This window comes from Sphingomonas sp. 28-62-20 (assembly GCF_002281505.1).
The window spans coordinates 98,994-122,868 of sequence record NZ_NCGH01000003.1; the positions used below are offsets into that span (position 1 = coordinate 98,994).

23 protein-coding genes and 1 pseudogene are annotated in these 23,875 nt (G+C 61.2%); 13 read left to right on the top strand and 11 right to left on the bottom strand.

From position 1 onward, the window contains the following. The first annotated feature begins 44 nt into the window (after window positions 1-44). Window positions 45-1,502 (top strand): MFS transporter, encoded by a 1,458-nt coding sequence (locus B7Y43_RS03770; RefSeq protein WP_374130282.1) that lies wholly within the window; start codon window positions 45-47, stop codon window positions 1,500-1,502. 9 nt (window positions 1,503-1,511) lie between these two features. Here the strand turns inward: B7Y43_RS03770 and galK are convergent, their stop codons facing one another. The 4 genes from galK to B7Y43_RS03790 all read right to left on the bottom strand — a co-directional run bounded on the left by galK (window position 1,512) and on the right by B7Y43_RS03790 (window position 5,392). Beyond that, window positions 1,512-2,645 carry a galactokinase gene (gene galK / locus B7Y43_RS03775; RefSeq protein WP_374130283.1) on the bottom strand — a complete coding sequence of 378 codons (1,134 nt, stop codon included), beginning with the start codon at window positions 2,643-2,645 and terminating at the stop codon, window positions 1,512-1,514. Then, window positions 2,642-3,670, bottom strand: coding sequence for a UDP-glucose--hexose-1-phosphate uridylyltransferase (locus tag B7Y43_RS03780; RefSeq protein ID WP_374130284.1), 1,029 nt, complete (start codon window positions 3,668-3,670; stop codon window positions 2,642-2,644). Before B7Y43_RS03780 ends, galK begins: the two co-directional genes overlap by 4 nt. A 105-nt stretch (window positions 3,671-3,775) precedes the next feature. Then, window positions 3,776-4,534, bottom strand: a complete 759-nt coding sequence (locus B7Y43_RS03785) for an SDR family NAD(P)-dependent oxidoreductase (RefSeq protein ID WP_374130285.1) — start codon at window positions 4,532-4,534, stop codon at window positions 3,776-3,778. 219 nt (window positions 4,535-4,753) lie between these two features. Next, a complete protein-coding gene (locus tag B7Y43_RS03790; protein ID WP_374130286.1) occupies window positions 4,754-5,392 on the bottom strand; it encodes a TetR/AcrR family transcriptional regulator in 639 nt (212 codons plus the stop codon). Window positions 5,393-5,917: 525 nt separating this feature from the next. Between B7Y43_RS03790 and B7Y43_RS03795 the strand changes: the two genes are divergently transcribed. Together B7Y43_RS03795 and B7Y43_RS03800 are read left to right on the top strand one after the other, a co-directional pair. Next, window positions 5,918-7,117 carry a VOC family protein gene (locus tag B7Y43_RS03795; RefSeq protein ID WP_374130287.1) on the top strand — a complete coding sequence of 400 codons (1,200 nt, stop codon included), beginning with the start codon at window positions 5,918-5,920 and terminating at the stop codon, window positions 7,115-7,117. 16 nt (window positions 7,118-7,133) lie between these two features. Continuing rightward, entirely contained in the window at window positions 7,134-7,493 is a 360-nt protein-coding gene (locus B7Y43_RS03800) for a nuclear transport factor 2 family protein (RefSeq protein ID WP_374130338.1), read from the top strand. 440 nt (window positions 7,494-7,933) lie between these two features. On the opposite strand, the gene B7Y43_RS03805 is transcribed toward B7Y43_RS03800, so the two are convergent. From B7Y43_RS03805 to B7Y43_RS03815, 3 genes are all read right to left on the bottom strand, one after another. Further along, complete coding sequence (locus tag B7Y43_RS03805; RefSeq protein ID WP_374130288.1) at window positions 7,934-8,062, bottom strand: hypothetical protein; 129 nt, start codon at window positions 8,060-8,062, stop codon at window positions 7,934-7,936. A gap of 185 nt (window positions 8,063-8,247) precedes the next feature. Then, on the bottom strand, window positions 8,248-8,823 hold the full coding sequence (locus B7Y43_RS03810) for a PIN domain-containing protein (RefSeq protein WP_374130289.1): 576 nt from the start codon (window positions 8,821-8,823) through the stop codon (window positions 8,248-8,250). 3 nt (window positions 8,824-8,826) lie between these two features. Next, the gene (locus B7Y43_RS03815; protein ID WP_374130290.1) at window positions 8,827-9,327 is read right to left on the bottom strand and encodes an excisionase family DNA-binding protein; all 501 of its coding nucleotides are present in this window, start codon (window positions 9,325-9,327) and stop codon (window positions 8,827-8,829) included. A 788-nt stretch (window positions 9,328-10,115) separates the two neighbouring features. Here B7Y43_RS03815 and B7Y43_RS03820 point away from each other — a divergent pair. From B7Y43_RS03820 to B7Y43_RS03845, 6 genes are all read left to right on the top strand, one after another. Continuing rightward, a complete protein-coding gene (locus B7Y43_RS03820) occupies window positions 10,116-10,328 on the top strand; it encodes a hypothetical protein (RefSeq protein WP_374130291.1) in 213 nt (70 codons plus the stop codon). Then, a complete protein-coding gene (locus tag B7Y43_RS03825; protein ID WP_374130292.1) occupies window positions 10,325-10,726 on the top strand; it encodes a DUF3768 domain-containing protein in 402 nt (133 codons plus the stop codon). Before B7Y43_RS03820 ends, B7Y43_RS03825 begins: the two co-directional genes overlap by 4 nt. A gap of 14 nt (window positions 10,727-10,740) precedes the next feature. Further along, window positions 10,741-10,932 (top strand): hypothetical protein, encoded by a 192-nt coding sequence (locus B7Y43_RS03830; protein WP_374130293.1) that lies wholly within the window; start codon window positions 10,741-10,743, stop codon window positions 10,930-10,932. 56 nt (window positions 10,933-10,988) lie between these two features. Further along, window positions 10,989-12,842 carry a ParB/RepB/Spo0J family partition protein gene (locus B7Y43_RS03835; RefSeq protein WP_374130294.1) on the top strand — a complete coding sequence of 618 codons (1,854 nt, stop codon included), beginning with the start codon at window positions 10,989-10,991 and terminating at the stop codon, window positions 12,840-12,842. Between the two features lie 187 nt (window positions 12,843-13,029). Then, window positions 13,030-13,227 (top strand): DUF1289 domain-containing protein, encoded by a 198-nt coding sequence (locus B7Y43_RS03840; protein WP_374130295.1) that lies wholly within the window; start codon window positions 13,030-13,032, stop codon window positions 13,225-13,227. Between the two features lie 520 nt (window positions 13,228-13,747). Next, window positions 13,748-14,083, top strand: coding sequence for a single-stranded DNA-binding protein (locus B7Y43_RS03845; protein WP_374130296.1), 336 nt, complete (start codon window positions 13,748-13,750; stop codon window positions 14,081-14,083). Here B7Y43_RS03845 and B7Y43_RS03850 read toward each other — a convergent pair whose 3' ends face one another. Further along, entirely contained in the window at window positions 14,084-14,242 is a 159-nt protein-coding gene (locus B7Y43_RS03850; RefSeq protein ID WP_374130297.1) for a hypothetical protein, read from the bottom strand. A 288-nt stretch (window positions 14,243-14,530) separates the two neighbouring features. Between B7Y43_RS03850 and B7Y43_RS03855 the strand changes: the two genes are divergently transcribed. Together B7Y43_RS03855 and B7Y43_RS03860 are read left to right on the top strand one after the other, a co-directional pair. Then, window positions 14,531-15,097, top strand: coding sequence for a hypothetical protein (locus B7Y43_RS03855; RefSeq protein WP_374130298.1), 567 nt, complete (start codon window positions 14,531-14,533; stop codon window positions 15,095-15,097). Then, on the top strand, window positions 15,097-16,149 hold the full coding sequence (locus B7Y43_RS03860) for a relaxase/mobilization nuclease domain-containing protein (RefSeq protein ID WP_374130299.1): 1,053 nt from the start codon (window positions 15,097-15,099) through the stop codon (window positions 16,147-16,149). Before B7Y43_RS03855 ends, B7Y43_RS03860 begins: the two co-directional genes overlap by 1 nt. Before the next feature lie 209 nt (window positions 16,150-16,358). On the opposite strand, the pseudogene B7Y43_RS03865 reads toward B7Y43_RS03860, so the two are convergent. Together B7Y43_RS03865 and B7Y43_RS03870 are read right to left on the bottom strand one after the other, a co-directional pair. Then, window positions 16,359-16,668: pseudogene (locus B7Y43_RS03865) on the bottom strand (transposase); the annotation flags it as partial. Window positions 16,669-16,816: 148 nt separating this feature from the next. Next, entirely contained in the window at window positions 16,817-19,453 is a 2,637-nt protein-coding gene (locus tag B7Y43_RS03870) for a TonB-dependent receptor (protein ID WP_374130300.1), read from the bottom strand. 229 nt (window positions 19,454-19,682) lie between these two features. On the opposite strand from B7Y43_RS03870, the gene B7Y43_RS03875 reads away from it, so the two are divergent. Next, window positions 19,683-20,822, top strand: a complete 1,140-nt coding sequence (locus tag B7Y43_RS03875; RefSeq protein WP_374130301.1) for an ROK family transcriptional regulator — start codon at window positions 19,683-19,685, stop codon at window positions 20,820-20,822. Window positions 20,823-20,848: 26 nt separating this feature from the next. Further along, the gene (locus tag B7Y43_RS03880) at window positions 20,849-22,429 is read left to right on the top strand and encodes an alkaline phosphatase (protein WP_374130302.1); all 1,581 of its coding nucleotides are present in this window, start codon (window positions 20,849-20,851) and stop codon (window positions 22,427-22,429) included. Here the strand turns inward: B7Y43_RS03880 and B7Y43_RS03885 are convergent. Beyond that, window positions 22,345-23,637 carry an MFS transporter gene (locus tag B7Y43_RS03885; RefSeq protein WP_374130303.1) on the bottom strand — a complete coding sequence of 431 codons (1,293 nt, stop codon included), beginning with the start codon at window positions 23,635-23,637 and terminating at the stop codon, window positions 22,345-22,347. The genes B7Y43_RS03880 and B7Y43_RS03885 overlap by 85 nt on opposite strands. Between the last annotated feature and the right edge of the window lie 238 nt (window positions 23,638-23,875).

Below are 23,875 nucleotides of genomic sequence, written 5' to 3' on the forward strand. Positions count from 1 at the left end.
ATCAAGCCTGGCAGCATAGCGGGCAGCGAACGGGGAGATGACGAGTGGCCACGATTGAAATGCACGACGTTCCGGAGACGAATGGACCGGCGCGGAAGCCTTCGCTGCCGGTGAAACTCGCCTACAGCCTTGGGCAGGCCGCACAGAATGGCGGGTTCGACGCAGCGATCGGCTTCATTTTCTTTTATTATTCGGCGGTGCTGGGGTTGGCGGGCAGCCTGGTCGGTGCCGCGCTCGCGGTCAGCCTCGCCTTCGACGCGGTGGTCGATCCATTGGTCGGTTCCTGGTCCGACAACATCAAATCCGCGATGGGGCGTCGATTGCCGCTGATGCTGGTTGCGGTGCCGCTCGTCAGCATCTCGATGGGCCTGCTGTTCTCGCCGCCGCCGGGGCTGGGGCAGATCGGCCTGTTCGGCTGGCTGGCCGTGATGTCGGTCGCGGTCAGGAGCTTCATCTCGTTGTTCAACGTCCCCTACATCGCGCTGGGCGCCGAAATGACGTCGGATTATACCGAGCGGACCAGCGTGGTTGTTTACCGCGCCTTTGCCGGCATCTGCTCTGGCGTTGCCGTAACAGCGATCGGCTATTCAGTGTTTTTCGCCAATGGCGGCTTGCAACGACCCGGCGGCTATCCCGGATTCGGCTGGTCCGTTGCGGCGTTGCTGTTCGTCTGCATGGCCGTATGCTGCCTCGGCGTGCGTCGCTATGCCGCTGCGCTGCCGCAGCCCGAGCAAATGCACGGATCAATCCTGCGGCGCCTGCCCGAAGAGCTGAAGGAAATTTTCGCCAACCGATCGTTTCGGCTGCTGTTCATCTCCGCCGTCGTGATCTTCATCGCGGTTGGCGTCAACGGCAGCCTGAACAACCACGCCTTCGTATTCGTCTGGCAGATGAAGAGCGAGAAGATTCAGTTCATCGGATATGCCTATCTGATCGGCATCCTGCTCGGTGTCTTCGGCGCGCCGCTGATGCAGCGGCTGATGGAAAAAAAGAACGTCGTGATCATCGGCTTTGTGCTGCTGATCGCGAATTGGCTGGTGCTGCAGGGATCGATGCTGACGGGCGGTTACTTCCCGCTGGGCGACGCCGCCCTGCAGCCAATGCAGTTCAATTCCTTCGTCGCCGGAATCGGCACGGGCTTCGTCCAGGTTGCCTATCCGTCTATGATGGCGGACGCCTCTGACGAGCATGAATATCTATTCGGGCGCAGGCGTGAAGGGCTATATTTCGCCGGACTGGGATTCGCCGGTAAGGCGGCAACCGGTCTCGGCGTAATGGTCGCCGGCGTTGCGCTCGATCTGATCGGTTTTCCGCACAATGTGCCGCACGGCACCGGGGTGGTGCTGCCCGCCGCGATGCAGAGTCGGCTGGTGTGGATCTGGGGGCCAGTGCCGGCGGTGATTGCGATCATCTCGCTGATGATCCTGTTTTCTTACAGCATCTCGCGTGCGCGCCACCGTGTGATCGCGGCCGCGCTGGCGCGAGGCGAGACCATGGCCTGAGGAATTCGCTCAACTGGTGGAAGATACTGTCTCGACGATTATGTCAGGCGCGGTGCCGGCGGGCGTTTGGTAGCCGTCCTGTACGGCGCGACGCACTGCGGGCACGGCTTCCGTCGGCAACAAGGCCACGACCGCGCCACCGAAGCCGCCCCCAGTTATGCGTGCGCCACCCTCGCCGCCAATCGCCGCATTGAGGCAATCGGCTAGCGCGTCGACCGCAGGCGTACTGACGTCGAACAGATCGCGCAACGACGCGTGACTCTGCCGGATCAGTACTCCCAGCCGAGCGAGGTCGTGTTGCTCGATCGCTGCGACTGCTGCCCGCGTCCGCGCGATCTCGCCCACAACGTGCCGCGCTCGTCGACGGACCGTCGGGTCGAGATCGGTGGCCTCCACGCTTGCAAGATTCGTATCGCGCAGGGACGCAACCCCAAGGATGGTGGCGGCCGCTTCACAATCCCGGCGGCGTTGGTTGTACTGGCCATCGACCAGACCGCGTACCACGCCCGACTGGGCGATCATCACGGACCAGTCGGACGGCAGTGGCACGATCCGGTGATCGAGGCTCCGGCAATCGAGCAGCAGGGCGCTACCCGGTTTGCCCGCCGCAATTGCCATTTGGTCCATGATCCCGCAATTGACGCCAGCCCAGCGACGTTCGGCGGCTTGCGCGGCAAGCGCCAGCGCGTGTGGCGCGGGAACATCACCACCTGCCGCCGCCGCGAGTGCGCGACCGATCGCGACGCACAGCGACGCCGAAGATGAGAGCCCTGTCCCGCGCGTGATCGATCCGCTGATCGCCAGTCGCGCGCCGCCCACCGGCAAACCCGCCGCGCGCATTTCGGCGGCCATCCCGCGCAGGTAGGTCCGCCAGCCGACCGGCGTCGTCGGCTCGACCGACCCGAGCGCGACGTGATCATGCGTCTCGCCAATATCGAGCGCGACAGCGGCAATCTCTTCGCCACGCTGCGCTCGCCACGCAACAGCCGTTCCAGCGGCGATCGGCATCGGCAGGACGAGACCGTCATTATAGTCGATATGCTCGCCGATCAGGTTGACGCGCCCCGGGGCAAAGCTGACGCCATCGGGCGCGCCGCCGAAATGGCGGGCAAAGCCGGCTGCGGCACGTGCACCGGGCGTCACTTTGGTTCGACCGCACGCAACCGGGCTGCGGCGCTTTCGGGCGTCAGGTCGCGCTGCGTCTCGGCAAGCAGCTCGAAGCCGACCATGTGCTTGCGCACGGTGGCGGAGCGTAGCAGCGGCGGAAAGAAATGCGCGTGCAGCCGCCAGTGCGCGGTATCGTCGCCCAGCGCGTGCGGTGCACCGTGCCAGCCCATCGAATAGGGAAAATCGCAGTCGAACAAGCCATCGTAGCGCCGCAACAGGCGCGACAGAATGTCGGCGAGCGCGGCGCGCGCGGCACCTCCGAGATCCTCAAGCCGCGCCGCATCGCCACGTGCCACCAGCAGTGTCTCGAACGGCCATGCGGCCCAGTGCGGGACCAGCGCAACCCAATGATCATTGCTCTCGACCAGCCGTTCGCCCGCCGTCACCTCGGCCGCGACGACATCGTCAAGCAGCACCGTCCCGCGTTCGCCGAGCCAGCGGCGTTGGGACGCGTCTTCGCTGGCGACGACCTCGGGGATGAAATCACTGGCCCAAGCCTGACCATGGGGGTGCGGGCTGGACGCGCCCATCATCGCGCCCTTGTTTTCGAAAAGCTGGACATGCGCCCAGCGAGCACCCAGCTCGACGGAAAGCTTGCACCAGCGATCGATCACGCGCCCCACATCTGTCGTCGGCATGCGCGCGAGCGTCGTGCCGTGATCGGGCGCGTAGCAGATGACATGCGCTTCGCCCCGGACGGCGGCGATTTCGAAAATACTGTCGGTCGACAAGTCCACGTCGCTTCCCGTCGCGAGGAGCGCCGCGAAATCGTTCGGGAAGATGAAGGTATCGGGATAGGCCGGATTGATTTCGCCGGTCGCGCGCGCGTTGCCGGGGCAGAGATGGCAGCCCGGGTCGTGCGACAGCATGACAATGGCCGTCCTGGGTGAGGCTTCGCCTCGCCACGGCCGTTTGGCGCGATGCGGCGACACCAGTAGCCATTCGCCGGTCAGCAGGTTGCGGCGGCGATGCGGCAGATCGGCGATGGTCGGGGTCGGCATGCGGATGCGTTCCGATTGAGCGACATTTCTTGCGGTCAGATCGTCTGCGCCCTTGACCCCACCATGGCAGGAAGGGGCGATCCAGATTGGCCAGCGCTGCACATTCTACAAAGGGAAAATCGTATGCGCACCATCGAGCACCAACGATTGCCCGGTCATCAGGCGCGATTCCTGGGAGGCAAGGAACACAGCTATCCCCTCGACGTCCGCTAGCGTGCCGATCTGCCCGGAGGGGGTGCGACGCAGAGGTGCATCGCGGAACGCCTGCGGCGTATCGAGTGACATCTCGGTTTCGATGAACCCCGGCAGGATCGCGTTGACGGTGATGCCCGCGGCGCCGAGCTCGATCGCCAGCGCACGCACCAAGCCGGTGACGGCAGCCTTGCTCGCCGAATAACCACCACCACCCGGAATGCCAAGGAGTGCTGCGATCGACGATGTGACGACTAAGCGGCCCCCGGTGCCTTGCGCGACGAATTGCGCGGCTGCCACACGAAAAGTGCTGACGACGCTGTGGAAATTGAGGTGCATGGTCTGCTCCCATGCCTCGGGGGGGAGCGCAAGCAGCGGGCCGCGCGCGCCGGAACCCCCGGCATTGGCAAAGCAACTGTCGAGGCGCCCGAACGTTTCGAGCGTCGCCGCCATCGCCCGATCGACGGCTGCAGGATCGGTCACGTCACACTCAAACGCCGCGGCGAGGACGCCCATTCTCTCCAGCTCTGCCCGCGCCTCGGCGTTTCGCTCCGCATTACGGCCCCAGATGGCGATGCTGGCGCCGGCCTTCGCCAAGCCCCGCGCCATGCCGAGGCCGAGCCCTGCATTGCCCCCAGTGACCAGTGCGACATGCTTTGACAAGTCAAACAACGTTCGTTCCTCTTCGACTTGGTTTTTCTGGCAGGGCCATGCTGCAACTCGGTGAAACGCGATGCCGATTTGCCACTGATTGAATTGGGAGGATGGCATTTATTGTATGAATGGTCAACAATGACGTCGCAGCAGCGCGTCACCTTGTCGCACCTGGCGAATTGATCCTATGGCAGGGGAATCAAGCAGCGTCGTGTCAGGCGACAGGTCTATGCTGCGCTAGCTCGTCGGCGCGCGGAGCGGCTGGCGGCGGACAACATATTCATCTTTGACATGGACGATCGTGCCGATGATCATGGTGACTGTCAGGTCCTCGAGCGTCTTGAGGTCAAGGTTGCCCCGCTGGAGATAGGCCCCGGCCGATGCCGGCAAGCCGAACGAGATGTCGGTCGCGGCCCGCGCGATATCTCGTGGCAGATCGAAGTGATGAATGACAATCTCGGTAAGATAATCCACCGCGCGGTCGCGGCTGAATTCGGTTGGGTCATGCGCCTGAGACACGCTGGGTTCCGACTGCAGCCTTTCGATGAGCAGGCCTCGCTCGTGCATATAAGTCAGATAAACATGCGTAATCGACCGCACGAGCTCCTCGAATGTGGTGGCCGTTGCAGCGGCTTCCGCCTGCAGGCGCCGAAAGCGCTTCATCTCGCGCTGATAAAGCTCGCGCAACAGCTCCGTGAGATTGGGAAAATAGGCATAGACCAGCGACTTGCTGATCCCCGCTTCCTTTCCGATGCGCTCGACTGAAAGCTGCGCAACACCTTCGCGGGCGATCATGGCGGCCGTGTGGTCAAGGATGAGCGCTTTGCGCTCTTTAGGGGCCAAGCGGCGACGTGAGCGCGATGCGGCAAGCGGCATGATGATCGATTAGCACAAATTTCAAGCAAAGGAACAATAATGCGGGCCCAATCGAGGCCGCGCCGGCCTAGATCGCCGCGGTGCTCCCCCCGCCATCAGGATCTTTAACCGCTGCATGGGGCGCTCCAGTTCGCTCTGTCGGTGTCAGGATTTGGGGTCGACCTCACGCTGGTTGCGGCACGACCTCAACAGCCGCCGGACCGCAAATTGCGATCTGCGAAGGGTCGCAACGTGAACCCTTGCTGGTGAGGATAGTTCCGCCCGCTTCAGGAGCCGGATGGATTGGGGAAGTCTTTTTGCAAGCAGGAACAGGCGATTACAATGCGCACGCGATCCGGTGGATATTCGAGCCCGTCGATCCACCCGACAATCAGCCGCGAGCAAGGAACCGAGGAGGGCTGTTTGGACAACCGGAGGGATCGCCTGAACGAGCGACCGGAGTTGAGGACGCAGGGATGGGCGCTGAACGTCCAACTCTGGGTCTTGCCACCGCGCTGAATCTTGCGCGGTGGGCGGGCAAAGATCATGGCCGCCTGGGAGAGATGCCTCACATCATATCGGGCTGGCCACGCACCATTTGGAGTGGCAAGTCTTGGTGTTCGTTCTGTTCATGGGGGGCCTCACATGACTATCGATCCGCGGGCGGCAGCTTCACCGCAGATGGTCGCCTCGCGTCGAGGCCTGATTTATTCGGGAGCGCTGGCGCTTCTTGGGGGCTGGATGTCGCGATCGGCCCTCGCGCAGGGCATGTGCCAAAAGGGCTATGAGACCAAGGCTTGTCCCCTGCCAGTGGACCGTGCGACGGCGTCGATCCCTGCGATCTTTCCTCGAACGGGTTGGCAAACGGTCGCGCTCGATCACATCACGTTCGATGTGCCTGATTACCGGCGCGAAGCAGCATTTTACGTCGCCCTGATGGGGTGGACGCTGCGAAGCGATGATGGCGCACAGGCTATTCTCGACATCGGGTCATGGGGGTCGGTTGTGCTCAAATCAGCGCCCAATAGTCGGCGGGCGGCGGTCAAGGGCTTTTGCTTTGTGATCGAGCCATGGGACGCTCGACGGGTGGAGGCGGCTTTGCAGGTGCGCGGGCTGAATCCCGTGCGCGAGGATGGCCGCAGCGGGTTTGAGAGCTTTCATTTCAAAGACCCGGACGGGTGGAACGTCCAGATCTGCAACGACAAGGGCATTGCGTCTGGGCGTCGTGCCAGGCCGCTTGCCGCGCTTGAAGCGCCTGCACCGTTTGAGGCCACCAGATGGAAGACGGTCTGGCTCGATCACCTTTCCTTCCGGGTGACCAACTACAAGGAGACTGCGTCGTTTTATGCCAATCTGCTGGGCTGGAAGCCCGTGTACGATGAGGGAAGCCAAATCGAGCTCAAGATCGGCGATATCGGCGACATCATCGTGCGCGGCGGCAATCAGTTCGACCCCGGTTTTGACCGCAACGCGCAAAGGGCGGCTCAGCTCGACCATATCTCCTTCGGCATAGCGCCATGGGATACCGATGCAGTGAGGGCGGCGCTCGAGACCCGGAAGCTGTTTGTCCGCGTGGATACGTCGACGCCCGATGAAATTCATGTCGCCCCTTACAAGAGCTATCACACGTTCACGCCGAACAATTTCGACTTACAGATCAGCTTTGTGAGTCGCAGCAACCGCCTCGCTCAGCCGAACGCCGTACGCCCCGAGGCCTTGGCAGGGGCGGCCAACAGGCCGGACTAAGCTGTCGTTTTTGATCATGGACGCCCGGCTGCGCTGCGCCCGTCGCTTGGTTGAACGCGTCCTCGAAATTATCTCACCCGACGCCGCTATCCACTTTACCGGTGCCGGCCACATGTCGGGCCGCGACTACGCAAAGTGGATGGGCGAGGCGCTCGCCAATCTTGAAGCGTTAGAGGTCACACCAATGGACTGCGCTGGTAATGGCGAGCTGCTCTACATCGCTTGGGAAGCCTCGGCTAAGATCCAGGGAGAACGTCGTACCTATCGCGGCGTAGACCGTTTTCGCCTGAAGGACGGAATGGCCGTCGAAGAGCACGTCATCTTCGATTCCGCGGTCCTAACACCCGAAGGTCGCGGCGGTATCGAAAGGACGTGAAACCGGAAGGCCGAGCTTCAGAATGGATATTCCCAGCCGCGAACGTCGGACAATGGTACGACTAGTTGCCCCCTTAGGTCGTAATGAACGGACGTCCAGTTTCGGGAAGGCCTCAGAATTGCTCCAACGTCCACAACTGGGTCAAAGCGCTATACGCTGATGGCTGAACGAACGGCTGGGTGTGGCAATTGCGCACCAAAACCTGACTGTCGGCAACGTCCAACATTCAGGCCATCGCCTCACAATCACACTCATCATGACATTGTTTGCGGGTGGCCAAGCACGCCGGCTGGCGGACGGCCGCTATGCTGCCTAGCGTTTGGGTTATCGGAATCTGGTGTCCGGGCAGGCCTATGCATTACCGAAGCCGCTGACTTCGGGCCTACCCACCAGGGAACAGAAAAACGGTCGGCAACCGTTATGATCGCCGACCGTGAAGGTTACTTCGGGTGCTTGATCCGCTCGCGTTCGGTCGTAGCCGGATGGGCCTTGGCGTAACGCTCGGTTACGAACTGACCATCCTTCGAGCTGCGATGCGACACTTGCGTCGGCACTTTTTCTTTCGACATTATCGTATTCCACTTCGTCATTTTGGGGCGTGTTGATGCCCCGAGGAAGCGGCCCTTAACGTTGCGTCCATACAAAGCCGTGCTATGGGCACGGAGCTAGTCTCTGGTGGATCGCTTTCCCGTACACGGGCCGCGAGATGCACAGGGAAATTTTTGGGGCGCGGCTAGGCCGCGTCCCATTTTTTCTAAAGCAGCTCCTTTTTTTCGCTGAGCCGGGCATGGGCCTGAACTAGGCCTGCCGATTTGAAACGTTCGAGATATTGATCCTGGGTCGGTTTCGAGACCGTCATCGCCGCACGGTGATGGCGACACGCGGTCAGCGCCTTCGTCCGATCGATATCGATGATGTTCACGATGAAATCGTCTGGATGGACGACTTCGAGCTGATAGGGTGCAACCTTCTCGGTCGGAAAATGCTTTAGATTTGCCGTGATGATACCGTGGCATTTGCCGACGATGGCGGCTGCAAGCACGTGGCGATCGCCGGGATCGGGCAGATCGAGGATCGACGCAATCGGGCCATACCCCTCGACGATTGCATCGGGGAACTGCTCACGCATGATCGCTTCAAGCTGGTCGAGCTTTTCGTCGATCATATCCGGATGCCGACGCTGCACACTGCGTCGCCATTCTATCAGAATGTCCGCTGACCATACCGGGCGAAACAGGCGCTCCGACGCGAACCAGAGCATTGCACCCCGCAAAAACGCGGGGTGCAACACATTGGCGTCAAGCATCGCTGAGTATCGCCCGACGAGCATCGATCAGTCCTTCGAGCCGACGATTTCGTCGTCATAGAGCCCAAGCTCTTCGTCCAACGCGACCATTTTCTTGAGGCTCTCGCTCCGCGCGAAAGCCGTTTTCGTGCGGTAGTTCAGCACCTCTCGGGCTTTGAGTTTCCGGTGAGTACCGACCATTCTGTAACCGATCGCATTCTGTTCGAGCAGCTTGACCAGATACGGACGCGAAACGTTCAGAAGGTCTGCGGCCTGCTGCGTCGTCAGTTCGGCATTCACCGGCACGATAGCAACGGCGTTGCCGTTGCCCATCTCGACCAGCATGGTCACGATCATCCGGAAAATGCTCATCGGCAAGCTGATCGGCTCGACATTCACTATGTCGCCATCAACAGGTTGTGGCACAAAACTGACCGATGGGCTGCCGCGATCCAGCCGCGACATAGCCCGCGCTGCGGTACTCGCTGCGGCGATATCTTCGGTACTGGGTTCGTGCAGCTCTTCAAAATTTACAGCTAACGAAGCCATGTTTTTGCTCCTTCTATATCTGGCGGGCATATATGCGATAATCGCAATAAATGCAACAATCGAAATAAACGAAACGAGTTGAAATTTGGTTGCATCGTTCGTTGGCGCTCGCTTCCAACGTCCATTGTTGCTCACTGAAAATGCTTTTCGACGCCTGCGGGCAAGCCCGCACCGCGCTCTATTCCGCAAGCCCGTCTGCGCGGGCTTGCTCCACCGAGCGGCCTTTGGCGTCTCGGCCTGCCGGTGACGATCGCTGGCGCGAGGGGCAGGGGGCCCGATGGGCCGGGCAAATGAGCGGGGCTTTCTAAGGTCGCACTCTTTCCCGCTGCGCTCCTTGAGGGTGCGGCGTCTTTGAGCTGACCCGCTGGCGCTCTTGCCTCTCTCCTTGTCGGTCGCCCGCGGTCGGTCTGCGCTGCGTCCCTTTGTCGGGGCTGCGCTCTCGCGCAACGACCGGCAGGGACTTGCTTGCCGCCGCAGGCCGTCCGTCGGCGTCGCACCGTGCAAGGGTGCCGTTGTTGGCGCCGCGTAGCGGCTGCGACGCCTGTCGGCTTCGTTGCCTGTGAGCGGGGGAGCCTGACGGCTCCGTTTTGCCGATTGGGTGGGAACACCAAGGGCTTTGCCCTCTCGTTCCCAAAGCAGAATAGCCGCCCCCGAGTGGCGGTCGCTGCGCGCCCGCTGGCCCGCGCCAGGGCGTCGATTCAGCTTTCCCTCCCCCTCCGATCCTCGCCGGAAGGCAGGCCGCATGTCGCAGCCAGTGCGGCTTTCTGCCGAAGGAAGGAAGGTTTCAGATGACCGATTTGCTGTTGGGGTATCGCGCTTGTGGCGCAGAATCCCGTGACGATTATTTGCGCGACATCGCCAACGAGAACGGCTTGCCGCTGGAGTGTGTTCGCAAGATCGCCGACCGGCTTGGCGAGCGCGAGGATTTCGGGGCGCTTGTCCTGATTTGCGAAGAGTGCCACGCGCGCCGCGCCCATCTTGGACAGGGGCGGGTGCAGTGAGCGCCGCCCTTTGCACAACCCGCGAGCAGACGGCGCGCATTGCCCGTTTGAACGATCAGGCACGGCAAGCGATGGGGGTTGCTTGCACCGCCGTTGCCACAGTCGGGTTTCGGTCGCTGCCCGAAGCCGATCAATCATCTGTCCGCGAGTTGATCGAGACTTTCGACACCTTCGACGACGACAACGACCCGCACGGCGAGCGGGATTTCGGGACGATCTACCAGCTTGTTTGCGGTCGCTGGACGACCGAGCGTCCGCAGTCGCGCGATGACGAGCGCGAACGGGTGTTCTGGAAACTCGATTATTACGACCGTGCCATGCGGTTCGCCAGCGAGGACGCGGCAAATCCCGCGATCACGCGGCGCGTCCTGACCATCATGCTTTCCGATGAATATTGAACGGAGCGACGCCCGTGAAACGCAAAGCCTTGCCCACCGTCGCAGCGCCCGACCCCGATCAGATCATGATGGCGGGTGTTGCGCCCGTCAGCGTGGGCGAACGGCTTGGTTGGCTTGTCGAGCAGCCGATGCAGCCCCGCCGTGAACAGCGCCCGCTCGATATCGGGTTTTGGGACCCGATGCGAAACCAGCTCGAAATGTTCTGACACCCCAAAAATCAATCAATCACCCAATCACCAGCCGTCCAACCAAGGATTTCGCCATGACACTCCAGACCGTCAAACTCTCGCAGCTTCGCCTGTCGCCGTTGAACGTGCGGCGCGTGAAGCCCAAGGCCATCGACCAGCTTGCCGCCGATATGCTGGCGCACGGCCAGTTGCAGAACCTTGTCGTTTACGCCGAAGGCAATCGCTTCGAGGTTGCTGCCGGAGGCCGACGCTACCGAGCGTTCAAGCAGCTTGAGAAGGCGAAGGCGATACCGTCCAGCCATCCGGTCAGCGTGGACGTGCGCGACAAGGCCGAGGCGGTCGAACTGTCCTTGGCCGAGAATGTAAGCCGTGAGGATATGCACGTTGCCGATGCGGTGATCGCTTATGGCGATCTTCGCGCTGCGGGCAGGTCGCCCGAGGATATTGCGGCGCGGTTCGGCGTGGCGCTGTCCTACGTCAGGAAGGTGCTGCGTTTGTCGGCGCTGCACCCCGATGCGCTTGCCTGTCTGGCGCGCGATCAGATCGGCATGGAGGCGGCACAGGTATTGACCCTGACCGCCGATCACGACCGCCAGCTGGAGGCCTTGAAGCGGTTCGGCAACAGTGGTCATCAAATCCGGCGGATGCTGACCGAAGAGAAGGTCGGCACGACCAGCGCGCTGTTCCTGTTTGTCGGGCATGAAGCCTATGTCGCGGCGGGCGGGACGATCACCGCCGACCTGTTTGCGGAAGGAGGCGACGGTTACGCCGACGACCCCGCTTTGGTCGAGACGCTGGCAACCGCCAAGATGGCCGAGATAGAAGCGGGCTACCGTGCGGAAGGATGGAGCGATGTTCGGGCATCGCTGCAACGCCCCGACGACTATTATACCCTTGTAACTGTCCACGCCGAGGGGAAGCGCGAGCCGACCGAAGCCGAACAGGCCGAGCGCGCCCGCATTCAGGACGCCGCCGACGCGCGGGCAGCCGAACTGGGCAAGGGCAACCAGTGGAGCGACAGGGTGTTCAGCGGCTTCGAACGTGACGCTCGCATCCTCGAAAACCGCCTGCGCGTTTTCACCGACGCGCAGAAGGCCGAAAGCGCCATGATGCTGTTCGTCGGCAATGGCGGCGAGGTCGAGGCGAAGGCCATCCGCACCAAGCGGATTGCCAAGGGCGGCAGCGACGATGCACCGGCCATCAAGCCCGATTATTCAGGGGCGATGATCGAGACGCTTTCTAAGATCAAGACGCTGGCGGTGCAGGAGGCGGTTGCGACCAACCCCGCGCTTGCGCTCGACATCTTGCTCGATTGCCTTGTCGGGCAGGGCATCCACAACGAGCCGTCCTATTATTCGCCGCTGTCGCTTCGGCTCGAAGGGTTTAATTTCGCAGTTCCCGATGACATGATGACAATGGCCGAGATCGCATCGGTCGATGAGATCGGCGGCAGCGACTTCGCTGCCTTGCCCGAGGTCAACCGGTTCGCGGCCATTCAGGCGATGGACGCCGAGGCCAAGGGTCGTTTGCTGGCGTTGCTTGTCGCGCGCCAGATCAACGGCGGGCAGTCGTCGGGGATGCGACGGGATCGTCGCCACCAAAGGTTCGACCAGATCGCCTTTGCCTCTGGCGTCGATATGGTCGCCAAGTGGCAAGCGCCGGTCGCCTTTTATGACCGGCTCAAAAAGCCTGTGATCGCCAAGATTATGACCGAGGTGCTCGGCAAGCCCGCCGCCGATAATTGCGCCAAGATGAAGAAGGGCGAACTTGCCGCCGCCGCTGCCGAGCGGATGGCGGGGAAGGGGTGGCTGCCACCCGCGCTTGTGATCACGGAGCCGTCCGCCGAGGTCGCGCAAGAGCGTACCGACGGCGATGAGGAAGGCGACGACGGCGAAGGCACAGAGCTTGAGGAGGAAGAAGCGGCTTGAGGGTCGGGAGGGCGGGCCGAACGGCCCGCCCTCGTTTCGTTGATTAAGTGTTCGCGCGGCCCGTCCCTGCTGGACGGGCGCAGGCCGCTCGTTCCGACCGGACTGAAATCGGCACGGCAGCTTATAGCTGCCGTGCCGATCCGCGCGAAGGATAGGCAGGCCAGCCGCTGCGCGTTTAGAAAGGGGCATGATCGAGACTCCTCAATCGCCCTGTGTGGCGGTCTGCGTGCTCAATGCGCGCGTAGGGTTTAGCAAAGGTTGCGGTCGCACCGTCGCCGAGATCGGCGAGTGGGGCGGCGCGACTGCCGAACGGCAGCGCGAGATTCTTGGTCGTCTCCCGGAGCGGTTGGCGCAGCTTGCCGCTGGGCTCCAGGTCCCGCTCTGATCGTCGATCCGTCTTCGTCGCGAACCCAACCCGCAGGCTCGACCGATCACCGTCCTGAAAATGCCGCTGCCATTGTTGCGGCGGATCGCGGTGAAGGTTCGGCGTTCGTGGCCTTTTACCCCGATCGAGCGTGCTGGTGGACAGCCAGTCTGTTCCAGCGAGAGCGGCCCAGCGAAGCCGCATGGAACGGTTGAACTGGCCCGTGGTGTGACTTTGCAGACCACGATGTCGATGCGGCCAGAACCAATCGCGCGAAGGTTCAGCATGTCTTCTTCGTGTCCAGGGTTGGCAGGGCGATTTCCTTGTTTGCCGGTTTCGTGGCCGCGCGCGTCACCTAATACGATCAAGCAAAAAACCGGACGCCCCAAGATGCCCGCCAAGGCGGGCGGGGCGTCCTACGGTTTCCCCGCCGTGTTTCACCGGCGCGGAGCCTCCGTTTTTTGGCTGGATCGCGGCTCCTTCTCGGCCCCCTTGAAGACCGTCAGGAAATCACCCTGCAATCCAAGACGGAGTAAGACCCATGCAGAACATCGCAGAATTTCGGATCATCGGCCGCATCGGCAAGATCGAGGTCAAGGAGAAGGTCACTTATCTATCGGTGGCCTCGAACTACAACCGCAAGGACGGCGACGACTGGAAGACCGACGCCCACTGGAACAGTGTCACGCTGTTTGACAAGCTCGCCAAGCGGCTGACCGCAAGCAAGGGCGACCTGGTGCACATCACCGGGCGCGTTCGCCAGAACAGCTACGAGGCGGGCGGCACCACGCACTACGATGTCGATCTGATCGCCGACGGGATCGCGATCCTGGCGAAGAAGGACGGCGGCCCCGCCGATGATGAGAGGCAGGACTGATCAGCCAGCGGGGCGGCTTTGCCGCCCCGCTTCTTTTTGTTGGTCTGTCTGAAAGTCGGTACCGGTTCTTTGCAGGTCGGTCGATGGAGGCTCCATCGGCTGGCGTTCGGTGTGCTTGTTTTTGTTTCGGGGGCGGAAGGATTTGGCAATGTCGTTCAAGCGATGAAGCATCGAAGTCCATGATAGCGGTGTTGTTCGGTTTTGATTGTATCGGTATCGTTACAAGTTTTTTTGGCGCATCGGACGCTTGATCGCAAATATCGGGAACGGATTCGTTCTGTTTTTTTGGCTCCGATATTTCGAAAGCGGTGGATAATTTAAGTTTCGCAATTTCCGTCTTCGTCCTTTTCACTTTGGCTTGTTAGGTAGGGTTTGTGTAATGGCAGGATAAGCTATACGGCGTGTTTTGTATTACGTTTCAATGGTGCCCATGGGAAAACGAATGACATGACCACAAACCCCCTCAGTCGAACCGGTCCCCGGATGACGATGCTGACGGCAAGGATCGATGCCGAAACGCTCGCGGCATTCGATGTATTTGCCGAAGGTCGGGGCGGTCGGAGTGCGGTCTTAAGGCAGTTGATCGAGCAGACCGCGCAAGCGAACGCCGACGCGCCGCGCATCGAGCGGCGCGAAACCACCGCGACAAATCGCGTGTCGGTGCGATTCACCGATGTCGAAAACGCCGTGCTTGAACACCGCGCATCAGAGCGATCGACCGATCGCGCGGGCTGGATCAAGGCGCTGGTCCGGCGACATCTCGGTTTGAAATCGCGGGTCGACGATGGCCTTATCGCCGAGCTCGCGCCCATCCGAATGCAGTTGCTGCGGATCGGCCGCAATCTCAACCAGGCAATGAAGGCCGCGAACGCGAGCATGTTGCCCGACGGCGACAAGCAGATTGGCGGCGAGCTGCGGCGTATCGCGGACATGCGGATGGAGGTATCCGAGCAGGTCGCAGCAGTCGGTGACGCGATGCGTGGCGATACCGCCTATTGGGCGGTTGCAGACTGATGAGCCTTGAAACGGCCTTGTGGGAAGCGACGCGGCCGGCGTTTCGTGTCCGCTATATCCATGATCCCGATGCGGTGCCGCGCGCGCCGCTTTATGCCAGTTTCGGGATTGCCGACGCGAAGAGCGCGCGCGCCAAGCTTGCACGGGTCGTGCGTGGCGCGCCCGAGGTGGTGGTGAAAGTGACGGGTCGCCAGAAGGGCTGCGGCCATGTGAAAGCGCATCTCGATTACATCGGACGCAAGGGCGATATCGATATCGAGACCCGCGACGGCGAAATCCTAACCAGCAAGGAGGACATCGCCGAGCGTGCCGAGGAGTGGAGCGACACGTTGCAATGGCGGTCGCGGGCTACGGTGTCATCGGTGTCGATGGTCTTCTCGATGCCCGAGGGCGCCGATCCCGACAAGGTGTTGAGCGCCGTTCGTGCGCTGGCCCATGCCGAACTTAGCGATAATCACGATTACGTCATGGCGCTGCACAACGACACCCCGCGCCCGCATGTCCACTTGTCGGTGCAGGCCGAGGGGCTCGACCGGACCCGCTTCAATCCGCGCCCGGTCCAGCTCAATCGGTTCCGCGAGCGCTTCGCCGAAGAGTTGCGCGCGCGCGGCGTCGCGGCCGAAGCCACACCGCGCCGATCGCGGGGCAAGGGCGTTGCCGGATCGAGCATCGCGCTCGTCAAGCTGCGCGCGCGCTTCCGCAGCGAGGGCAGTCGTCAGATATCCGATTCCGACCGGCGCACGAATGAGCAGGCTGTTGCGGTCGCACGCGGCCAGCAGACATTGCCCGAATTCATTTCGGCGGGGACGCGGCGTTGGGGCGAAATCCGCGTGGCTTATCGGCAAACTGCCGATGCGCTCGACGCGACGGGCAATATTGACGATCGCAAGCTGGCGGGAGACGTGCGCAGTTTTCTCGACAAGCACGAAAAGCTGAACGCCACGCCCGAAGTATTTGCCGCTCGCCATGCCGAGAGCATGAAGCGGGCGTTGCCAAAGCCCGAGGTCGCGCCGCCGGATCGCCCGCCGCGTGACAAGGGGCGAAATCGGTGAGTCTAAGGTCGACCCAAAGTCGGTCACCCATTGCCCTCCCCGCAGCTCCCGACTTCGGTCGCTCGTTCATCAAAGTCAGCACATTCATGCCGCAGTTCCGACGGCAATTTTGGTGGTCGGGCGATGTTGGGTCCGACCTGGTTTTGCGGGCACCAGTTTTCGGGCATTGCTCTGGACAATAATCCCCCGGATCATTGCCTACTGCTCCGAATCCCTCGGCACTTCGCGTTGAAGGCGAACCCGATATCGAGTCCTTCTCGAAGCAGGCCGCCGCTCTTTTAGGGTGTCGCGCTCCGCCTTCATCCGCGCCAGCTCGCGGCGCAGCCGCTCATTCTCAAACTGCTCTGGCCGCACGTTGACATGGCCGGGAAAGGCCTATCCCGGATCACCCTCCGCTTCGCGTATCCACGCAGGCAGCACGGCGAGATCGCGCGCTGCCTGCGCGGCTGAAACACCCCGCTCCAATTCCAGCTTCAGCGCGTCGAGCCTGAACTCCCGGCTGACCTTAAGTCGTTGCATCATCACCCTCTGGTTCCAAGAACGCCGTATCTCGGTGTCCACGAAACCGGGTGGAGCTCACGCAGCGCTGTTCAGACATCTACGCCGATAGTATCTACTTGGTTGACCGTCGAACGACAAAGATCGGGAATCTGTCGAGCTCGTGGCGTCAGAACTTTGCCTGCGCGCCGATCCAATAGGTTGCACCAGAATTGATCGCGGTGTTGGTGGAATCGGCGTTGATGCCAATCTGCTCGATGAAAAACGTTTTTGTCAGATTTCTCGCTTCGGCAAAGAGCTTGATATTCGGCGTGATCTTATAGCCAATTTGTGCATCGAGCCTATTATAGTCATTGGTGTAAATGTCGGCGGCCGCCGTCGCGCCGAAGGTTCCGGTGAACGTCCTGCCCTGCAGGCGCCACGCAACATTGGCCGAGAAGGGCCCCTGATTATAGGTCACGATCAGGTTCCCGAGCCACTTTGGCTGATTGCGCAGTCCATTAATGGTGCGCCGGGATCCGTCGGTGAAAACTACATTCCATCGTCCGTCGAGCACAGTTGCGTTCGCGTTCACTCCGAAATTTGCGAGGAACCCCGGCAACCCTTCGAAACGGTCGATGACAACGTTGGCCTCGATGCCGCGCAAGTCCGAAACGCTCGAATTAAGTACCACGGTCCTGATAAGGGTCAGATTACCGGCGGTGTCGGTGAAATTGGTGACTTGTCGGAAGGTTTCGTTGCGCAGGTTCTTTTTGAACAGTCCGAGCGACAAATAACCACCGCGAAAATAATATTCGGCGCTCAGATCATAACCGTCGGCAATCCGCGGGAGCAAGAAGGGATTGGCGCCGCTTTCCACGCGCACGCCCTGCGTGTTGACGGAGGTCGTCAGGCCATTCGCGAAGTCGGCAAAATCGGGCCGCGCAATCGTGCGGGTGAAAGCTGCTCGCAATTTGACACCCGCGACCGGTTCATAAGCCGCCTGCACGTTGGGCAGGAAATTCGTATAGCTGAATCGTCGAATGTCAGGGAGATTCACCCCAGAAATAACATTGCCAGTCGTATCGACGAACGAGGTCTTTTCCACGCGGAAACCGGCGCGAAGCTCGAAACGCTTACCCCTGAAGAGCAGCGAGCCATGGCCCGCCGCTGCATCCTCGGTCAGCAGATAGTCAACCGTCGGCGAAAGGTTGGTCGTCGCCGTGGCGTTGGCGACCAGATAGTTAATCAGTCCTGGGCGATTAATGAAAACTGGGCCGAGCCCAGCGACCGTCTGCGTGCCGACGCTCTGATCGAGATATTGTGAGAGGCGCAGCACCGTCCCATTCGGCACCGTGTAATTGAAGATGGTCTGATCGAAGTTGCGGTCCAGGCGTCGCCACGAGCCGCCGACGATCAAACCGAACCCACGTGCCCCAGGCTGGCCGTTCCAGTTAAAGTCGCTGTTCACATTGAAGACATTATCCCGGTGCGGGATTTGCTGATTCGCGGCGGCAGTGCCGGTCTGGTAGATCCAGTTGGCGGGATCAGCGACCAGCGCCGCCGATGCGCCGTCATAGTTGACCGACGACACCGGGCCGTTGACGTTGTAGCTGCCGGACAGATTGGCCGCACGGAAACGCGCCGAGGTCCAAAGTGACTCGTCGTTCGAATAGCGCGTGTAGCCCGCGCGAAAATTCAGCGCGGCATTGTCGGCAACGCGGAAATCGAGGCCGCTGCCGATCAGCAGCGTCTGGCGACGCAGGCGATATTCGACGAAAAACGTCTCGGCCGTCCCTCTGGTGAAGTTTCCAGTGCCGACGCCTGCGCCGGTGACCGATGTTGCGGAGAGCAAAGGGCCGCCACGATTGAACGTGTCGAACAGACTGTCGTTAAAATAACTGGCGGATAAGAAGCCATAATATTTATCAGGCGAGCGAGTTTCAACTTTGGCAAACAACGCGGTCCGCTTTTGATCTTGCTGAAAAATCCCCCGAAAAACGTTACCATTTGGAACGTCGACACCGTTGATCTGCGAAAAGGCGGTATTTTCATTATCTCGATCATACCAAGCCAATTGCTGATATTCGGCGCCGACCACGATGCCAAACTGATGCTCCGGACCAAAGGTAAATTTATGGACGAAGTCGCCGCGAAACGTCGGACGACTTCCCGCCGGCAAGTCTCGCTGGTCCCAAAGCCCGTATGCCGCAGTTACTTTCGTGAACGCCTGTGTGCCGCCGTCGAAGGCGCGCAAGGTGCGCAGCGACAAATGCGCGCCAATTGAATTAGGATCAATTTCTGGCGTGACGGTTTTGAACACATCGATCTGGCTAACGACCGCAGATGGGAAAACATCGAGCTGTGTGCCGCGATTGTTGCGCGACGAGTTCCAGATAAGGTTACCGTCAACCTCCATCGAGTTGTACCGCGCGTCAAACCCGCGCACCGTAACCGTGCGGCCCTGCGAGCTGCCGAACCCGCGAACAGCGTTCACCCCGGCGATCCGCTCAACCACGTCGGAAAGCGATCGGTCAGGGAGCGTTTCGATTTGCGTCTGCGTCAAACTATCGACGATTTGGGGGGCATCGCGCTTCAATTCGCTGGGTGACTTGGAGATTGATCGATGGCCTGTAACGACGATCGACTCGTCGTCCGCTGAGCTAGCCGTATTTTGCGACGCTTGTTGCGCAAACGCCGGCGTTGTCATCGCTGCAATCAGGCCGAATCCGGCTAAATACTTGATTGTCATTGTCTGCTCCCCTGCAATCCCATGATCAACAATGCGGCGATCACCGCGTGGCTCGAACCAAACACCCTCCGGCAAACCCGGCGCGGTTCAGCTTCGAATCGGTTCCCTGATCCCCTTGTTTGTGATGACGAGAGCTAGTGGAGGAATATGACTCTTTAATTTCATAACGGAATTTTAGTTTTCACCCGTGCCGCACGGCTTTTGGTTGAAACTGTCACATTTGCGTGCTTTTACGCAGAGTATCCATGAAGGAGCGATCGGGAGATATTTTTTAGTGGAACTTTATGATGCGCCGGAATCAGTAATGGGCGATGCAGCCGAACTCCTGCCACTCCTGTCGCAAAGCGAGCGCCGGGTGCTTGGCGCAGTATGGCGCAACGGCCCAGTGCCGCGCTCCGACATTGCGGAACAAACCGGGCTGGCAGATGCCTCGGTCACCCGCTTGGCGCGCGAACTCCAGCAGCGAGGATTCGTATCCGACTCGGTTCGCCGCGAAGGTGCGCGCGGTCAGCCAACGCGGCCGCTCGAGCTAAAGCCTGACGGCGCCTATGCATTTGGCGTCAATTTCTCCCATAGCTATATCGACCTCGCCTTGGTCAATTTGGCCGGTGAGCCCGTGGCCACCGAGCGTCGAAGGCTCGACCGCGCAAGTCCGGAGCGGATCGCGGAAATTGCCGCAGAGACGCTCCAGGAACAGTTGGTCAGCACGGGCGTGGCGCTGGAAAAGGTAATCGGGGCCGGTTTCTCGCTGCCCGGCGACTTCCTTGAAACGCCCCATTTCCTGCACGCGCATGCAGCCTTTCCTGAGCTGCGCGGCCGCGACTTGTCGGCCATTTTTCGGGTCGCGATGCCGGTTCCGGTATGCGTTGAAAATGACGGTACCAGCGCGGCGTTGGGGGAACGCGTCCATGGCATCGGGCGAAAGGTTAATTCCTTTTTGTTCCTCCACATCGGCCACGGTGTCGGCGCAGGGCTGATCATCGATGGCCGGCCCTGGCGCGGCGCGCGGGGCAATTCCGGCACGATCGGCGTGATGTATCCCAACAGCGAACCGCGCCCGTCCGGCCAGGATCTTTTCGAAACGCTGCGCGCAGAGGGCGTCGCCATCGACGATTTCGACGCACTCGATTCGATCGAACCGCAGGAATGCCCGCCACTCCGACGTTGGCTGGTACGGGCAGGCGAGCAATTGCGGCTCGCGGTCCATGTCACGAGCCGGGTAATGGATCCGGCGCTCGTCATTGTCGGCGGTCGCTTGCCGCCGAAGATCACCGAAGCATTGGCTGCCGCGATCGATGGCGACGCCGCTTTTGCCCCCAGCCGTGTGCTTCCTTATCCGCGTCTCGTTGCCTCGACATTGGGCCCCTATGCCGGCGCCATAGGCGCGGCTTCGGTTTGCTTTTATCGGGCATTCCTCGCCTCAGACGCGTCCGAAATTACCTAAAATCTAGTTTCACGAAGGAATTTAAAATGGGGTACCGCACCGCCAAGTCCTGGACAAGACGTTCTGCACTGGGGTTGTTACTCGCTGGCGCGTGCGTGCCGATCGTGGCAGCTGCCCGCATCAAGCCTTACCCGTTCCAACTGGGCGTGGCATCGGGCGAACCGGCGCCCGATGGATTCGTCATCTGGACGCGGCTATCTATCGATCCTGCCGATCCGCATGGCGGATTGCCCAATGCGCGCTATCCTGTGCGCTGGGAGGTCGCAAACGACGAACGCTTCGCCCAGATTGTCGGCAGCGGCGAGACATTGGCGCAGCCAGAGCTCGGCCATGCCGTGCACGTCGAGGTGGAGGGGCTGGCTCCCGGGCGACCCTATCATTACCGCTTTTTGATCGACGGGCATGTCAGCCCTACCGGGCGATCCCGCACCGCGCCTACGGCCGGAGCGCCCCTGGACATGCTTCGGTTCGCCGTTGTCGGCTGTCAGCATTACGAACAAGGTTACTACACGGCCTATCGCCACTTGGCGAATGAGGCGAATCCGGTCGATTTCGTCTTTCATTCTGGGGATTACATCTATGAAATGAAGCCTAACGAGCAGGTTAAGAACCCGCGCGGTGGCTTCACGCCCGTCATCCGGCTTCACCGCGGCGATGACCTGTTCAGCCTCGATGACTATCGGCTGCGCTACGCCCAGTACCGCGCCGATCCCGATCTTCAAGCAGCGCATGCTGCGGCGCCATGGTTCGGTTGCTTCGACGATCACGAGGTATCGAACAACTGGGCTGGCGAGTATGATCAATATGGTACGCCGCCAGAGCTTTTCCTACTGCGGCGGGCGGCCGCGTTTCAGGCGTATTACGAACATATGCCGCTACGCCGGTCAGCGCTGCCGCGCGCGGGATCGATGGCACTCCGCCGACGCGCCCAGTTCGGTGACCTGCTCCAAGCGCATTTTCTGGATACGCGGCAGTTCCGGAGCGATCAGCCCTGTGGCGATAAGGTGAAGCCACAATGCGACGACATCTTCAATCCTGGATTGACGATGCTTGGTGATGCCGGCGAACGATGGCTAAAAGACGCTTTGGTGCCGGGCCGCGCGCGCTGGAACCTGCTGGCGCAGCAGGTTATGATGATGGACATGGATCGGCGGACTGACGACACACTGGCCGTCCCGCTGATCAACATGGACGACTGGACGGCCTATCGCTCTGCCCGGCAGCGGCTGCTCGATCACATCCACAACCAGCGGCTGGGCAATGTGGTGGTCGTCACTGGCGACGAGCACCAGAATTATGCCGGCGAAGTGCGGTTGCACGGCGGCAGCAGCGATTCACCGATCATAGCCCATGAGTTTGTTGGGACGTCGATCTCCACAGGTGGCGACGGCTCTGACCTGCGACCGGGTGCCAAGGCCATTCTCAACCGCAATCCGCATTGCAAGTTACTCAATGACCAGCGCGGGTATTTGCTCTGCACAGTCACGCCCGATCGATGGCAGACCGACTTCAAGGTTTTGGATCAGGTTAGCCGTGGTGGTTCGTCGATCAGCACTCGTGCCCGCTTTGTCGTCGAAGCCGGTGCGCCAGGCCTCAAGCCTGCATAGCCGGGCCGCAGGATCGTGGCGAGAATCGCCGCCGCCGCCAGTCCCATCACGCTGGCGGTCAAGCACAGCGCCAAGCCCCCGGCCACCGGCAGCGCATCGGTTCCAATCCACCCGACGCCGAGCGCCAATATCGTACCGCCAAGTCCCACGGCCAGCTTCGAAAGGCAGGTAAACAGCCCGAACAGCAGCGATTGGGCGCTGCCGCCGAATTGAGCTTCGACCTGCTCGACGGCTTGTGCGATCAGCGCCCAGGAAAGCATACTTGCACCGCCCATGGCTGCGCCGAACATGCCCAGCAACAAGTCGAGCGGTAGCCCGATCGTTAATGTGCGTCCGATCAGCGCTGCGGCCACGGCCAAAACGGCATAGGCAATGATGCTCCCGACCGAAGCGCCGAGCCTCCGCTCCAGCCAATACCAAAGGGGAATGGCAGCCAGCTTGCCAAGTGTAACGGCCAGCATCGCCCGACCTGCCCATCCCAGATCGCCGAACCCGAATTTGGCCAGATAGGGAAAGAGCTTCAACATCAGGCTGAAACCGACGATTCCAGACATGGTCGCCGCGAGCACCATCAGCACGCTGCCATGCGTCACCGCAGACACTGCGATCGCGCGCCCCCCCCTGCGGGTCACACCGTCCGGTCGTACTGGCGGCGAGAGCAGGAACAAGCCAACGCCGAGCGACGCGATGCCGATTGCAAACAGCCTAAACTGGGCCGGATCAGCTTCACCTGCCAGCATCAGCATCCCCCCAGCGCTGAGCACCAACCCGGCCGCAGCGCCCGAGTAAAGTCGAAGCATCGAGAGCCGGACCCATTCGGCGGGGCAGGTTCCAAGCTCACGCAAAAGCCCATTGTGCGGGACATCGGCAAAGGCGAATAACGGACGAAACAAGGCCGTCGCAAAAAGGGCTAGATAGGCGTAACCGGGCCCGGCCCCGAGCGGTGCAAAGCTCAAGGCGAACGCCGCAGCGGACAGCACCGCGCACCAGCGCATCAGCGTGTTCGGCAGGGTAGAATCGGCCGTGCGCCCCAACCAATACCCGACTGCCAAGTCGCAAAACGCACTCCAGATTAGCAACGACAAGAAGGTTATGCCCGCAACGACGGGCGAGAGGCCGATGAATTCGGTCAGGCTATAGACGGCATACACCTCCGTCGTAGCCCAGAGCAGCGTCTTGCCGAAATGCGAGGCACCATATCGGGTCATTGGAAACATACTGGCTCGCTCGCGCGGGTTGGCTGTAAAAATCGGCATCGTCCAAGTGTAGCAGAAAAACGCCGTAGCCAAATGCCAAGAACTGGCCAAACGGCTCTCGAGCGACCTCGGATTTGTCAGAGGCCCAAGAGCGTTTGCATATGTGACGTGCCTACCCGGGCACAGGTCTCCCAAGGTCCAGCTGAACGAACGTCGGCTTAACTCGATTGGCATTCCAAAGCGGCCAAGC

Bases quoted from the DNA above. Each gene is read 5' to 3' on its own strand.
- B7Y43_RS03845 (WP_374130296.1), top strand. From the start codon at position 13,748: ATGCAGAACATCGCAGAATTTCGGATCATCGGCCGCATCGGCAAGATC.
- B7Y43_RS03885 (WP_374130303.1), bottom strand. From the start codon at position 23,637: ATGACCCGATATGGTGCCTCGCATTTCGGCAAGACGCTGCTCTGGGCT.
- B7Y43_RS03840 (WP_374130295.1), top strand. From the start codon at position 13,030: ATGATCGAGACTCCTCAATCGCCCTGTGTGGCGGTCTGCGTGCTCAAT.
- B7Y43_RS03860 (WP_374130299.1), top strand. From the start codon at position 15,097: ATGAGCCTTGAAACGGCCTTGTGGGAAGCGACGCGGCCGGCGTTTCGT.
- B7Y43_RS03880 (WP_374130302.1), top strand. From the start codon at position 20,849: ATGGGGTACCGCACCGCCAAGTCCTGGACAAGACGTTCTGCACTGGGG.
- B7Y43_RS03855 (WP_374130298.1), top strand. From the start codon at position 14,531: ATGACCACAAACCCCCTCAGTCGAACCGGTCCCCGGATGACGATGCTG.
- B7Y43_RS03815 (WP_374130290.1), bottom strand. From the start codon at position 9,327: ATGGCTTCGTTAGCTGTAAATTTTGAAGAGCTGCACGAACCCAGTACC.
- B7Y43_RS03820 (WP_374130291.1), top strand. From the start codon at position 10,116: ATGACCGATTTGCTGTTGGGGTATCGCGCTTGTGGCGCAGAATCCCGT.
- B7Y43_RS03805 (WP_374130288.1), bottom strand. From the start codon at position 8,062: ATGTCGAAAGAAAAAGTGCCGACGCAAGTGTCGCATCGCAGCTCGAAG.
- B7Y43_RS03835 (WP_374130294.1), top strand. From the start codon at position 10,989: ATGACACTCCAGACCGTCAAACTCTCGCAGCTTCGCCTGTCGCCGTTG.
- B7Y43_RS03780 (WP_374130284.1), bottom strand. From the start codon at position 3,670: ATGCCGACCCCGACCATCGCCGATCTGCCGCATCGCCGCCGCAACCTG.
- B7Y43_RS03795 (WP_374130287.1), top strand. From the start codon at position 5,918: ATGGCCGCCTGGGAGAGATGCCTCACATCATATCGGGCTGGCCACGCA.
- B7Y43_RS03790 (WP_374130286.1), bottom strand. From the start codon at position 5,392: ATGCCGCTTGCCGCATCGCGCTCACGTCGCCGCTTGGCCCCTAAAGAG.
- B7Y43_RS03810 (WP_374130289.1), bottom strand. From the start codon at position 8,823: ATGCTCGTCGGGCGATACTCAGCGATGCTTGACGCCAATGTGTTGCAC.
- B7Y43_RS03875 (WP_374130301.1), top strand. From the start codon at position 19,683: ATGGGCGATGCAGCCGAACTCCTGCCACTCCTGTCGCAAAGCGAGCGC.
- B7Y43_RS03800 (WP_374130338.1), top strand. From the start codon at position 7,134: ATGGACGCCCGGCTGCGCTGCGCCCGTCGCTTGGTTGAACGCGTCCTC.